Below are 12,350 nucleotides of genomic sequence, written 5' to 3'. Positions count from 1 at the left end.
GCTCTGCTGCTGTGATCTCTCCGGGGGTCTCCGCATTCACTGTCGCTGGCTCTCCTGGTCTTGTCGGCTGGCGCGAGTGGGGCCGACGGCCATTCTAGCCGGGCCTCGTTCCGCCCCTAGGATTCGAACCTAGACTGCACGGCTCCAAAGGCCGGCGTGCTGCCATTACACCAGGGCGGAGTGCGCGCGCCGTCCCGGGGACGGGCGGGCACAACGGTCAATTCTGCCATGGATGGCCACGCCCGACAGCACCCGTGTGCCCCGCCCCCATACCGTGCGCACGTCCTCAGTCCAGCGTGGAACGGCCTCACTGGCCTTCAGAAGCGTCCGGGGCCGGCCGAGACCTGAATTCCCGTTCGTCGCGGCGCTCGGCGCGCGCCTTGCGGACGCGCCAGACGACGATGCCGATCACCGCGACCGCGAGCACCACGGCGGCCGCATCGCGCCCCGCGGCGCCAGCGACGGCCTGGTAGGAGGCGCCCGCCGCAAAGCCGAGAAGGGTGAACCCGGTGCCCCACACGATGCCGCCGAGCGCATTGAACGTGATGAACCGCGGATAGCGCATCCGGGAGACCCCTGCCAGGGCCGGCATCATCGCGCGGAAGAACGCGACGAAGCGTCCGAGGAACACCGCCCATCCCCCGCGGTGCCGGAGGAAGCCCTGGGCGTTCTCGAGCTTCCTGCGGTGCCGGTCGAGGAGCTTCACCGACATGAGCTTCGGCCCGAGGTGCTTGCCGATCTCGTAGCCGACCGTGTCTCCGATGATCGCTGCGGCGACGACCAGCGGGGCCATGATCCAGAGGTCAACCTTGCCCTGATGTGCGACCACGCCCCCGAGCACGGCTGCAGTCTCGCCAGGAATCACGAAGCCGACGAAGATCGCATCCTCCGCGAAGACCAACGCGAACACGACCACATACGCCACCAGCGGCGGTACGGAGAGGATCGCGTCGACGAATGCACCCACCCGAGACATGCTAGGCGCCGCTGGCGGGAGAGCCCAGAGGGCGGCCGGCCCTGGGCTCTTACGGTCCGTGGCGGCGGACGACGGCGTTCAGTCGCCTCGCCTGCGCACGGAGGCACCATCGGTTCGGTGCACCATGCAGCGACCTTGGCCGCCGTCCTCGATCACCCACAGCACGGAAGCATCGGGCGCCACCGCGTCGACGATGCCGGAGACCATGAGCCGTCCGGGAGCCGTCACCGTCACTGGGTCTCCGGGTACCACTTGGGTGAAGTCGTCCCGGGTGAAGTCGTCCCGGGTGGAATCATCGTTGTGCCCGCTCATGCGTGTCCCCTTCCGCGCAGCAGATCGCCCTCGGGGTCCACGCTACGGAGCGCCGGTGCCGTGACGGTGGCCGTGAGGTGAACGCTTGATGGTCAGCTCAGGCGGCCGAGCCCTACTCGACGATCTCCGAGGCCTCGAGCCAGGCCATTTCGAGCTCTTCCTTCTGCCCGAGCACGTCCTGCAGCTCGGTGTTGAGCCGGCCGAGCTTGGCGTAGTCCTCGGCGGACTCGGCCATCTGCGCGTGCAGCTTCTGCTCCGCGGCCGCGAGCCTGGTCAGCTGCCGTTCGATCCGCGAAAGCTCCTTTCGCGCCTCGCGCTTCTCGGCCTCACTGTGCTGTGGCGCGACGGCCAGCGGTGCCAGCCGGCCACCGCCCGAGACCTCGCCGCCGCCGGCGTCCGGCGCCGTCGTGCGCGCGGCGTCCCCGATCGCGGCGGATTCCCCGGCCGCGCCGAGGACCTCCTCGCGCAGCGCGAGGTACTGCTCAACGCCGCCCGGCAGATCCCGGACCTTGCCGTCCCCGAGGAGCGCGAGCTGGTGGTCGGTGACGCGCTCGAGGAGATAGCGGTCGTGGCTCACCACCACGAGCGTGCCGGGCCAGCCGTCGAGGACGTCCTCGACGGCGGCGAGCGTGTCCGTGTCGAGGTCGTTGGTGGGCTCATCGAGCATGAGGACGTTGGGCTCGCCCACGAGGAGCCGCAGGAGCTGGAGGCGGCGCCGCTCACCGCCGGAGAGCTCGGAGACCCGGGTCCACTGCTTCTCGTTGGTGAACCCGAGCTGCTCGACCAGCTGCCCTGCGGTGAGCTCCTTGCCTCCGACCGAGAACGTCTGCTTCTCGCGCTGGATCACCTCGACGACCCGCAGGCCGGCAACGTCGTCCAGCTCCGTCACGTCCTGGCTCAGCATCGCAGAAACCACCGTCTTACCGCGCTTGACCCGCCCCGACGTCGGGGCGATCTCCCCCGTGAGGAGACGCAGGAGCGTGGACTTGCCGGCACCGTTGACACCGACGAGTCCGACCCGCTCGCCCGGGGCAAGGCGGACTGTGATGCTGTCGAACAGAGGAGCAGCGCCCTCGTGGGCGAGCGTGACTCCTTCGAGGTCGATCACGTCCTTGCCCAGCCGCGCGGTAGCCATCTTCGACAGCGCCACGGTGTCGCGCGGCTCGGGGACGTCCGCGATGAGCACATTGGCGGCCTCGATGCGGAACTTGGGCTTGGAGGTGCGGGCGGGTGCACCGCGGCGAAGCCAGGCAAGCTCCTTCTTCATGAGATTGGCCCGCTTGCCCTCGACCACGGCGGCCATGCGGTCCCGCTCGGCGCGCGCTAGGACATACGCGGCGTACCCGCCTTCGAAGGGTTCGACGACGCCGTCATGGACCTCCCACGTGTCAGTGCAGACCTCGTCGAGGAACCACCGGTCATGGGTCACCACGAGGAACGCCCCCTCGTTCGGGCGCCATCGCGTCCTGAGGTGCCGGGCGAGCCACGCGACCCCCTCGACGTCGAGGTGGTTCGTGGGCTCGTCCAGCATGATGGCCTCGTGCGGCTCGATGAGCAGCTTGGCCAAGGCCACCCGTCGCTTCTGCCCACCGGAGAGGGACGAGACCCGCGCGTCCCAGTCGACGTCCTCGACGAGGCCGCCCATGATGTCCCGGATCTTGGGGTTGGAAGCCCACTCGTAGTCGGCGCGGTCCCCCACGATCGCGGCGCCGACGGTGAGGTCGCCGTCGAGCACGTCGGTCTGGTCGAGGTAGCCCACGTTGACGCCGCGGCGCTTGGTCACACGGCCGGCGTCGGGCTCTATGCGCTGCGCGAGGAGGCGCATGAGTGTGGACTTGCCGTCTCCGTTGCGGCCCACGATCCCGATCCGGTCACCCTCGTTGAGCCCTACCGTGACGCCGTCGAGCACCGTCCGCGTGCCGAAGGAGATGGCGAGGCTCTCGCCGCCGAGGAGGTGTGCCACAGATCAGGATCCTCACTGCAGTGGCCCGCAGGCCAGGAAAAGGGACGTCAGAAGCCTACCGCCGCGCGGGGCCGGGAGGTCAGAGGACGGTGTCGCTGACGATCCGGGCGCCCGGCACCGGACCGTGGACTGCCAGCGCCTCGACGCCGCGGTGGGCGAGGTCGGCGGCCAGGTCCGCGGCAGCGTCGGCGTCGCGCGAGAGGAGTGCGATGGTGGGCCCGGAGCCGGACACGATCGAGGCGAGGGCCCCGTTCGAGTCGGCCCAGCCGAGCGTGTCGCGCAGCTGGGGTGCGAGGCCAATCGCGGCGCGCTGGAGGTCGTTGACGAGCAGGTGGGAGAGCCCCCCGGCATCACCTGTGCGGAGGGCGGCGAGGATTGCGGGCTCGACTCCGCTCGGCTCGGCCGCGCTGATGCCCTCCTCATCGCGCAGGCGGTCCAGCTCGGCGAAGACCCTGGGCGTGCTGAGGCCGAACTCGGCGGGGACGAGCACCCAGTCGAATCGGCTTGTCGCGAGGGCCGGCGAGAGTTGGTCGCCGACGCCGAGCCCGACGGCGGCCCCACCCAGGAGCGCGAAGGGGACGTCGGCGCCCAGCTCTGCGGCGACATGGGCGAGCTCCTCCTTGGACAGGCCGGAGCCCCACAGGGCATCGCATGCGAGGAGGGCCGCGGCGGCGTCGGCGGATCCGCCGCCCATGCCGCCGGCCACGGGAACACGCTTGGTAACCCTCAGGTGGACGCCGGTCGGGTTCTCGGTCATCTCGGCCATGAGCATGGCGGCCCTCACGGCGAGATTGCGCTCATCGAGGGGGATGTCGAGGTCGTCAAGGTCGAGGGTGCTCTCAGGGCTGAGGCTCACCGTGACCCCTGGCTCCGAGGTGCTCGTGGCGATGACCTCCTCGAAGAGGGAGACCGCCAGGTACACGCTGGCCACCGAGTGGTAGCCGTCAGCCCGCAGCGGGCCGACCTTGAGGGAGACGTTGACCTTGCCTGGGGCCTTGACCCTCACGGACCGGTGACGGCCACCGCGGCCGGTCGGAGTGCGCATGGCCTCCACGCTATCGGACCGCCCCTGCCTCGGCAGATCCAGTGGCCGCACGCTTCTGTTCTGCTATGCGGGCGAACTCGGTGATGGCCAACACCTCTCCCCTCGCCTGCGGGTCCACGCCGGCCGCCCGCAGCATGCGCTCGGCTTCGGCGCCCGAGCCCGCCCATCCCGAGAGGGCTGCCCGCAGCGTCTTGCGGCGCTGGGAGAAGGCGGCGTCGATGACGCCGAAGACCTCCGCCCGGCTCGCGCTCGTGGCCGGCGCGTCGGTGCGCGTGAAGCCCACCAGGCCGGAGTGGATCTTGGGCGCGGGCCAGAAGACGTTCATGCCGATCACGCCGGCCTTGCGCATGGTCCCGTACCACGCGGCCTTGACGCTGGGCACGCCGTACACCTTGGAGCCCGGCTTGGCCGCAAGGCGGTCGGCAACCTCGTCCTGGACCATGACGAGCCCGTGTCGCAGGCTCGGGAAGTGCTCGAGGAGATGGAGCACCACGGGCACGGCCACGTTGTACGGGAGGTTCGCTACGATCGCGGTCGGCTCCCGCGGCAGCTCGGCGACCTTGAGCGCGTCGGAGAGGACGAGGTCGAAACGGCCGACGGCGTCCGGTCGCCACCGGGCGACGGTGGCGGGGAGCCTGCCGGCCAGGACGGGGTCAATCTCCACCGCGACCACCCGTGCGGCGGCGTCGAGGAGCCCCAGCGTGAGAGAACCGAGGCCTGGGCCGACTTCGAGGACCGTCTCGGCCGGATCGAGCCTGGCTGCGGCCACGATGCGGCGGATGGTGTTGCCGTCGATCACGAAGTTCTGGCCGAGCGTCTTGGTGGGCCTGATGCCGAGCTCGCCCGCCAGTGCGCGGATCTCTGCGGCGCCGAGGAGCGGGCGGGATTCGCGGGCTTCAGTCACCCGAGCATCCTACCGTCGCCCCGGCTCCCGCGACCGGCCTCTCAACCGCCGACCACGTGGCGGCAGCCCCACGGAGCGAGGCCGGCCTTGGCGTAGTACGCGTTGGCAACGGCGATCTGCTGTTCGCGGGTCGCGAGGGACGCGTTGGGGGCGTACTGGCCCCCGCCGTTGGCCATCCAGGAGGAGACGTCGAACTGGAGGCCCCCGTAGTAGCCGTTGCCGGTGTTGGCGGCCCAGTTCCCGCTCGACTCGCACTGGGCGATCCTGTCCCACATGCCGGCGTTCGCGGCTGGCGCCGCGGCGGCCCCGCTGTTCTGTCGGGCCTTGGGCTTGGTGCCCACGAGGATCTTCTCGGGGACGGGAGCCTTGATCACGTCCTGGGAGACGAGGGTGCGCTGCGCCTCGCGGCCGTCCACGGTCACGAGCTGGTACTTCTTCTCGATCTGGCCGTCCACACCCTTGGCCAGCACCTTGGTCTCGGCCTCGGCGAGGTCGGCGCTCTCAAGCTTCTCTGTGCTGTACGGGAGGGATTCGGTGACGGTGGCTGCGGCGGAGGCATCCACTCTGGTGACCTTAAGGGCCATGTTCGCCACGATGGGTGCGCTGCGCGGGGCGGAGAGGCGGTCGGCTTCCCCGGGGGTGAGGCCCAGCTCGGTGAGCAGTTCCGCAACGGTCGCGGCCGCCGTCGTGCGCGTCACGGGGCTGCCGTCCACCACCACGGTGACGTCTTTCGGCGTGGTGATCCGAAGCGGGCCAGCGCCCGGCTCGAGGCGGGCGGAGCGGTCGAGCGAGGTGCGCGCACCGGAGGCCACCTTGAGCTCCGTGACGAGTTCCGAGACGTCGGACGCTGTCGTATCCACGGCACGGCGGGCGCCGTCGACGTCCACCTCGACGCGCTTGGCGCGGCTGATCGTCACGACGCCGCCGTCCACGACGGGCGCCTCGACCGCGGGCGAGACCCTGTCGGCGCCGCCCACCTCGACGGACGCGCTCTTCACGACCTGGTCCACAGTGGAGGCGAAGGTCGTGATGGTACTGGCCTGGCCGTCCACGTTGAGGGTGACCGTCTTGCCGTTGACGACGAACGCCGTGGTTCCGAGAGCGAGGGCCGCGACGACTGCCGCTTGGCCTGCGACGCGGACCGGGGAAAGGGGGGACCTGCTCGGTCGGGCGGCGTGGCGCGCGGAGTGTCTGCTCACAAGGGTCCTTCGTCGTTCCATCCGGGCACCCCCGCCCCCGGCCACGAGGACTCACTGTAATAGAAGCGTTACTCGGCGGCCAATCAGGTCACGGAACGACTACAGCGCCAGCGGCCCCCCGGCTCAGTCCCACGAGCCGTACGCCTCCTCGGTGTTCGCCGAGAGACGCGTGCAGAGCTCGGCGAGGTCCGCGTCGAGGACCTCTGCCATGGAACGGACAGTGTAGGGGACCATGTAGCTCGCATTGGGCCGCCCTCGGTACGGGTGCGGGGTGAGGAACGGCGAGTCCGTCTCCACGAGAATCCGCGATGGCTCGGCGAAGGCGATCGCCCGGCGGAGGCTGTCCGCATTCTTGAACGTGAATGTGCCCGCGAAGGACATGAACCACCCGTGCTCATTGCACGTCCTCGCGAGGTCCTCGTCTCCTGAGAAGCAGTGGAACACCACCCGCTCGGGAGCACCTTCCTCGGCGAGGATCCGCACCACGTCGTCATGCGCGTCACGATCGTGGATCTGCAGTGTCTTGCCGAGCCGCTTCGCCAGATCGATGTGCCAGCGGAAGGACTCATGCTGGACGGCGAGGGCATCGCCCTTCGAGCGGAAGTAGTCGAGTCCCGTCTCTCCGATCGCGCGGACGCGAGGATGGCCGGCGAGCTGCTCGATCTCCGCGTACGCAGCCTCGAGCTCGCCGCGGGCGGCGTACCGCGGGGCGTCGTTGGGGTGGAGGGCGACGGCGCCGAGCAGCCGGGCATCGGCGCCGAGGGCCTCGACTGTGAAGCGCGAGGACGGAAGGTCGCAGCCCACCTGGACGGCGCGGTCCACGCCCACGGCGGTGGCGGCGTCGAGCGCGTCCTTCACGCTGACCTCGACCAATCCGTCACGGAAGTTCAGATGCGTGTGGTTGTCCACCACGGGAACCGGCAGCGGCTCGGGCGCCGGTGGGTACTCGAGCCGCCGCCTGCGCCCCGACTCGTCTGTGGCGGCGCGGCGTCCGGAGGACGCGGAGTCCTCGCCGCCGGGGGCATCTGCGGCCTCGTCGGTCCAGCGGTAGGCAGCGGGAGGATGGGCGGAGCACATGGCCTCCACTGTATAAAACGACCGCTGCGGGTAACGTTGAGCTAGGGCGTGACGCAGGGCACATTCCGCCAGTCGGAGGGAACACATGGATGGTCATGACACGAGTGCCAACCGGATTCAGGCATCCATCGGCCCCTTGCGCGCGCTGGACGGCCGCGAGCGCGCCGAGCCCATGGAGGCGGCGCGCTTCAAGGCCACGTGCGAGCGGATCCTCGCCTCGATCGGCGGGGTGGTGGATGGCCAGGCGGAGGCGGCGCGCCTTGCCCTGACAGTACTGCTGGCGCAGGGCCACCTCCTGGTCGAAGACGTCCCGGGCGTGGGAAAGACAATGCTCGCCAAGACGCTCGCGCGGTCCATCGACTGCTCCGTGAGCCGAATCCAGTTCACTCCGGATCTACTTCCGAGCGACGTCACAGGAGTGTCCATCTACAACCAGGCCACCCGTCAGTTCGAGTTCCGCCCCGGCGCCGTCTTCGCCAACATTGTGATCGGGGACGAGATCAACCGCGCCTCGGCCAAGACCCAGTCGGCGCTGCTCGAGTGCATGGAGGAGCACCAGGTCACGGTGGACGGTACGTCCTACACCCTCGGTGAGCCGTTCATGATCGTGGCAACCCAGAATCCGATCGAGATGGAGGGCACCTATCCCCTGCCGGAGGCCCAGCGGGATCGGTTCATGGCCCGGATCTCGATGGGCTACCCAGACGCGGCAGCCGAGGCCGAAATGCTCGAGGACCACCAGTCCGACTCACCGCTGCTCAGAGTCGAGCCCGTGGTCGATGCCGAGGAGATCCGCTCCATGGCGGCCACCGTCAAGGATGTCTTCGTCTCCACGCCGGTCAAGGAGTACACCGTGGCCCTCGGCAGGGCGACGCGGACCAGCGAACGCCTCCGCCTCGGGGCAAGCCCGCGCGCGGTCCTCCAGCTGCTCCGCGCCGCCAAGTCCCACGCTGCCCTCTCCGGCCGGGACTTCGCGCTCCCGGACGACGTCGCCGCGATGGCTCCGGCAGTCCTGACGCACCGCCTCGTGCTCGAGCGAAGGGCTGCCAGCAGCGGCCTCACGTCCGCATCCGTCCTGAACGCTCTCGTGGACTCCGTGCCGATCCCGGCCTCGGGCCACGCGTCGGTCCGCCGGCGGGGGTAGGGGCACAGGATGGGCCGGGGCGCCCGGGCCGATTGGCGGGGCACGCTGACACCGCGTGGTTGGGGTTTTGCAGCCGCGGCCGCGATGGTCCTCGTGTCCGCCCAAGTCATGGGTCGCCGGGATCTCCTCCACCTCGCCGTGTTCCTTGCACTTATTCCGGCAGCCGCGCTCGTCTCCAACCTCCTCATCCGGCCGTCGATGAGCGTACGGCGCGAGCCACGCCCCGAGGTCGTGGAAGCCGGGCAGCTCACAGAGGTTGCGCTGAGCCTTGCTCACAGCGGGATCCTGTCTGGGCGGATGTCGATGGCCGAGCAACTGCCCGCTTCGCTCGGGACCGGCCCAGCCTTCGTCTACCCCGGCCGGTCGATCTCCCGGGACGGTTCGAGCAACTACCGGTACGAGCTCGGATGCCCACGGCGCGGCGTGTTCTCCCTCGGGCCAGTGGAGGCAAGGCACACCGACCCCTTCGGGCTCGCCGAGCGCCACAGCCGCATCGGCTCCTCGACTCGCCTCACCGTCACCCCCGCGGCAGTGCCGCTCGCGGCGTCCGTGCTGTCGGGCGTGCGCGGCGCAGAGGGCGCAGTGGCCGCCCGCATCCAGTCGATGCCGAGCGACGACGACGTCATGACCCGCGAGTACCGCCACGGCGACCCCATGCGCCGGGTCCACTGGGCCGCAACGGCACGCCATGGCGAGCTCATGGTCCGGCAGGAGGAGTCCGCGGTGTCCCCCGAGGCGACCCTCGTCGTGGATCTCCGCCGCCCGGCCTTTTCCCAGGCCGGGCACAACGACTCCGGGGGGCCGGACACGCCCACGTTCGAATGGGCAGTGACAGCGGTCATGTCCATCGCCGCGCACCTCTCCGAACGCGGCTATGCGCTCCGGCTCCTCGAACCCGCGGGCGGGCTGGCCCTCGCCCACTCGGCCTCCGCGCCCGAGCCGGACGCGCCCGACTACTCGGGCCGCGACGGGCTCGCCATGGTTGCCGAGGGACTGGCCGCGATCGCACCGCTCGAGGGCTCAGGAGGCACCGAGGGCTTCAGCGACCGGCTCTTGGACCGGCTTGAGGGCCACAGGCACCGGGGGCCGATCGTCGCCGTCCTCGGGCGCACCACCCGCGAGGACGCCCGTCAGCTCGCAACGGCTGCGAGCTTCGCTGAGCGCGCACTCGCCATTATCGTCACTCCCCGCGCCGGATCCTCCCGGGAGGCGGTCGAGGCGCTCCGGGACTCCGGGTGGCTCGCCATCGAGGCGACGCCCCGCTCCTCTGTTGCCCGGGTGTGGACGGCTCTGACCGCGGCGACGGCCGGCCCGGGCACTGGCCAGAGCCCCGCGTACGAAGGCAGGCGCGATGGTGGCGGCGAGGAGAGGAGTTCGGCATGAAGGCCCCGCGACGTAGGCGCTTCACATGGCGCCACGTCCCCGCGGAGGTGTTCCTCGCGATTGCTGTGGGCGGAGGGTCGATCGCCTACGGCGGCGTACTGCGCGGCTGGGGCTGGCTGTATCCCGTCCTGGCGGTCACCTGCGCGGCACTGGCCGGCACCGCGTTGTCCCGGGCCCTCGGCCTGCATCCCGTCCTGACCGCCGTTGCCGGACTCGCCGCATGGACGTTGGCCATGGACTCGATGTTCTTCCGCGACGCGAGCTTCCTCGGCATCGTCCCGACCGGTGGGACCCTCGAGTCCGCGCACGAGGCGCTCGACCAGGCCTGGCACACCGTGGCCTTCGACGCCGTCCCGGCGTCACCGAACGTCGGCATCGTAGCCCTCACGGCAGGCGCCGTCGGACTCATCGGGCTCATCACCGAGACCATCGCGCTCTCCTGCCGGATGCCCGCCGTGTCCGGGGTTGCAGTCCTCGCCGTCCTCGTGGTCCCTGCGGTCCTCAAGCCGGAGAGCGTTGGCGTGGTCGGGTTCGCTGCCGCAGCGGTCGGTTACCTGGGCCTCTTGGCAACCGCGGGGACCGCCGACGCCGATCACTCGACCGAGCACACAGCAGCCGCGCTTTCGCCCGGCAGGCTCGCCGTCCTCGTCGCCGGCATCGTCGCCGGAGCCCTCGTGCTCCCCCAGATGATCCCCGGGTTCGACCGCGGCACCTTCCCCGAGGGATCCCGCCTCCAGAGCCTCGGGCAGAACGTGGGCCTCAACCCTCTCATCAGCCTCGGAAGCGACCTGCGCAGCTCGGACGCGCTCGGTGTCCTCAAGTACGCCACCGATTCGAAAGCCCCCGTGTACCTGCGCACGGTCACAGTGGAGGACTTCAACGGAGGCACCTGGGGCCCCGAGAACCGCGACGACCAGCTCGAACGGCCCCTTTCGCGGATCGCCGCTGGAATCCGGGTGACCGCACCCGTTGCTACGAGCACCACGGTGATCATGACCGGCGGGTTTACCAGCCCCTACCTGCCTGCGCCCTATGCGCCGACCTCGTTCGACGGCGTCCGCGGGGCCTTCGGCTGGGACCCCAGCGACCTGAGCGTCAAGGGCGAGCCGGCATCAAGCCAGAATCAGCTCTACATTGTCCGTTCCGTGATGCCCCAGCTGACCCCCGCCGCGCTCAGCGCCGCCGTCACCGCGCCCCGCGGGATCGACCTGATCGCCGCGCAGGTACCGCGCGGCGTCCCGCAGCGCGTCCGGACCGCTGCCGAGGACGTCACCAGGGGAGCCCGGACCTCGTACTCGCGGGCTCTCGCCATCCAGACCTGGTTGCGCACGTTCAAGTACTCCGAGAAGACGCCCGTCGAGGACGGCTACGACGGCACCGGCATGGACGTCCTCGACACGTTCCTCGCCAAGCGTTCCGGCTACTGCATCCACTTCGCCGCCGCGATGGCGGTGATGGCCCGCGTGGTGGGCATCCCGAGCAGGATCGCCGTGGGATTCGCCCCCGGCCACCCCACGGGCCAGACCGTCTCGGTTCCGTCCGCCGAGGCGCTCCCCGAGTACCAGGTCGACGGGCGGGACGCCCATGCGTGGCCAGAACTGTACTTTGAAGGGCTTGGATGGGTCCCCTTCGAGCCCACCCCGTCCCGAGGGTTCCTTCCCTCCTACGCCTTCACCGACTCGACCGCTCCCAGCGAGAGCACCAACCTCGACAACCTCAACGATGGCCTCAGAGCCGGCCCTGATGGCACAGAGGCCTCCCCCGCACCGAGCCAGGCGCCATTGGCTGCCCCAGGTGAGGGCGGGTCCACGCCGTGGGTCCCCGCGCTGCTCGTCGCGCTCGCGGTCGTCATGGCCGCCGTAGTGGTCGCCCTCCCCGCCGCCATCCGCACCGCGCAACGACGCCGGCGGCTCAGACGTGGGCTCAAGGGCATCTGGGAAGAACTCGAGGCGGTGGGCCTCGACCACGGGCTCGCGCCCGGCCCCGCGGACACGCCGCGGAGCTACGCGAAACGTCTAGGCTCCTGGAGCGAGGACGACGCCGGGCTGCACCGTGCGCTCGACACGCTCACCACCGCGTACGAACGGCAGGAGTTCGGGCGGCCCGGTTACGAGGCCGACCAGGACGCCGCGCGAGTGGCCGTCTCCGAGGTGCACCGGGCCGGAAGGCTCGCACAGCGCCCCGTCCACCGGGCCCGCATCGCCGCGCTCCCGCCGTCGTCCTTCACCTGGCTCACCCGTGCCCGGACGCACCTGGCCCCCGCAGCCAGGGCTGCGGGGGTCAGGATGCACACGGCGGTCAAGCGTGCGCTGCGGCAGGTGCGGCGGAAGAGGGACTAGCTGGTGCC

At 70.5% G+C, this 12,350-nt stretch carries 10 protein-coding genes and 1 tRNA gene; 3 read left to right on the top strand and 8 right to left on the bottom strand.

Annotated features, from left to right (window positions below; genetic code table 11):
• Window positions 1–108: 108 nt before the first annotated feature.
• From LF262_RS10180 to LF262_RS10140, 8 genes are all read right to left on the bottom strand, one after another.
• Window positions 109–180, bottom strand: a tRNA-Gln gene (locus tag LF262_RS10180).
• Between the two features lie 127 nt (window positions 181–307).
• Window positions 308–967, bottom strand: a complete 660-nt coding sequence (locus LF262_RS10175; RefSeq protein WP_235780212.1) for a DedA family protein — start codon at window positions 965–967, stop codon at window positions 308–310.
• An 87-nt stretch (window positions 968–1,054) separates the two neighbouring features.
• A complete protein-coding gene (locus LF262_RS10170) occupies window positions 1,055–1,288 on the bottom strand; it encodes a hypothetical protein (RefSeq protein WP_235780211.1) in 234 nt (77 codons plus the stop codon).
• Window positions 1,289–1,400: 112 nt separating this feature from the next.
• The gene (locus tag LF262_RS10165) at window positions 1,401–3,251 is read right to left on the bottom strand and encodes an ABC-F family ATP-binding cassette domain-containing protein (RefSeq protein WP_308190520.1); all 1,851 of its coding nucleotides are present in this window, start codon (window positions 3,249–3,251) and stop codon (window positions 1,401–1,403) included.
• 79 nt (window positions 3,252–3,330) lie between these two features.
• A complete protein-coding gene (locus LF262_RS10160) occupies window positions 3,331–4,296 on the bottom strand; it encodes a 4-(cytidine 5'-diphospho)-2-C-methyl-D-erythritol kinase (RefSeq protein ID WP_235780210.1) in 966 nt (321 codons plus the stop codon).
• Between the two features lie 10 nt (window positions 4,297–4,306).
• Window positions 4,307–5,200, bottom strand: a complete 894-nt coding sequence (rsmA, locus tag LF262_RS10155; protein ID WP_235780209.1) for a 16S rRNA (adenine(1518)-N(6)/adenine(1519)-N(6))-dimethyltransferase RsmA — start codon at window positions 5,198–5,200, stop codon at window positions 4,307–4,309.
• 41 nt (window positions 5,201–5,241) lie between these two features.
• Window positions 5,242–6,399 (bottom strand): resuscitation-promoting factor, encoded by a 1,158-nt coding sequence (locus LF262_RS10145; RefSeq protein ID WP_308190519.1) that lies wholly within the window; start codon window positions 6,397–6,399, stop codon window positions 5,242–5,244.
• 123 nt (window positions 6,400–6,522) lie between these two features.
• Window positions 6,523–7,476, bottom strand: a complete 954-nt coding sequence (locus LF262_RS10140; RefSeq protein WP_235780208.1) for a TatD family hydrolase — start codon at window positions 7,474–7,476, stop codon at window positions 6,523–6,525.
• Window positions 7,477–7,561: 85 nt separating this feature from the next.
• On the opposite strand from LF262_RS10140, the gene LF262_RS10135 reads away from it, so the two are divergent.
• The 3 genes from LF262_RS10135 to LF262_RS10125 are packed head-to-tail and all read left to right on the top strand — an operon-like array spanning window position 7,562 to window position 12,342.
• Window positions 7,562–8,620, top strand: coding sequence for an AAA family ATPase (locus LF262_RS10135; protein WP_235780207.1), 1,059 nt, complete (start codon window positions 7,562–7,564; stop codon window positions 8,618–8,620).
• 9 nt (window positions 8,621–8,629) lie between these two features.
• On the top strand, window positions 8,630–10,003 hold the full coding sequence (locus tag LF262_RS10130; RefSeq protein ID WP_235780206.1) for a DUF58 domain-containing protein: 1,374 nt from the start codon (window positions 8,630–8,632) through the stop codon (window positions 10,001–10,003).
• Window positions 10,000–12,342, top strand: a complete 2,343-nt coding sequence (locus LF262_RS10125) for a transglutaminase TgpA family protein (RefSeq protein ID WP_235780205.1) — start codon at window positions 10,000–10,002, stop codon at window positions 12,340–12,342. Before LF262_RS10130 ends, LF262_RS10125 begins: the two co-directional genes overlap by 4 nt.
• Window positions 12,343–12,350: the final 8 nt, after the last annotated feature.

Origin of the sequence: Sinomonas notoginsengisoli, from assembly GCF_021554725.1 — a bacterium.
Taxonomy (GTDB): Bacteria; Actinomycetota; Actinomycetes; order Actinomycetales; family Micrococcaceae; genus Sinomonas; species Sinomonas notoginsengisoli.
This window is presented reverse-complemented; position numbering and strand designations above follow the sequence as displayed.

What these genes read in the sequence shown, in the direction of transcription:
- LF262_RS10170 (WP_235780211.1), bottom strand. Translation starts at nt 1,288, where the DNA reads ATGAGCGGGCACAACGATGATTCCACCCGGGACGACTTCACCCGGGAC.
- LF262_RS10160 (WP_235780210.1), bottom strand. Translation starts at nt 4,296, where the DNA reads ATGCGCACTCCGACCGGCCGCGGTGGCCGTCACCGGTCCGTGAGGGTC.
- LF262_RS10140 (WP_235780208.1), bottom strand. Translation starts at nt 7,476, where the DNA reads ATGTGCTCCGCCCATCCTCCCGCTGCCTACCGCTGGACCGACGAGGCC.
- LF262_RS10135 (WP_235780207.1), top strand. Translation starts at nt 7,562, where the DNA reads ATGGATGGTCATGACACGAGTGCCAACCGGATTCAGGCATCCATCGGC.
- LF262_RS10130 (WP_235780206.1), top strand. Translation starts at nt 8,630, where the DNA reads ATGGGCCGGGGCGCCCGGGCCGATTGGCGGGGCACGCTGACACCGCGT.
- LF262_RS10125 (WP_235780205.1), top strand. Translation starts at nt 10,000, where the DNA reads ATGAAGGCCCCGCGACGTAGGCGCTTCACATGGCGCCACGTCCCCGCG.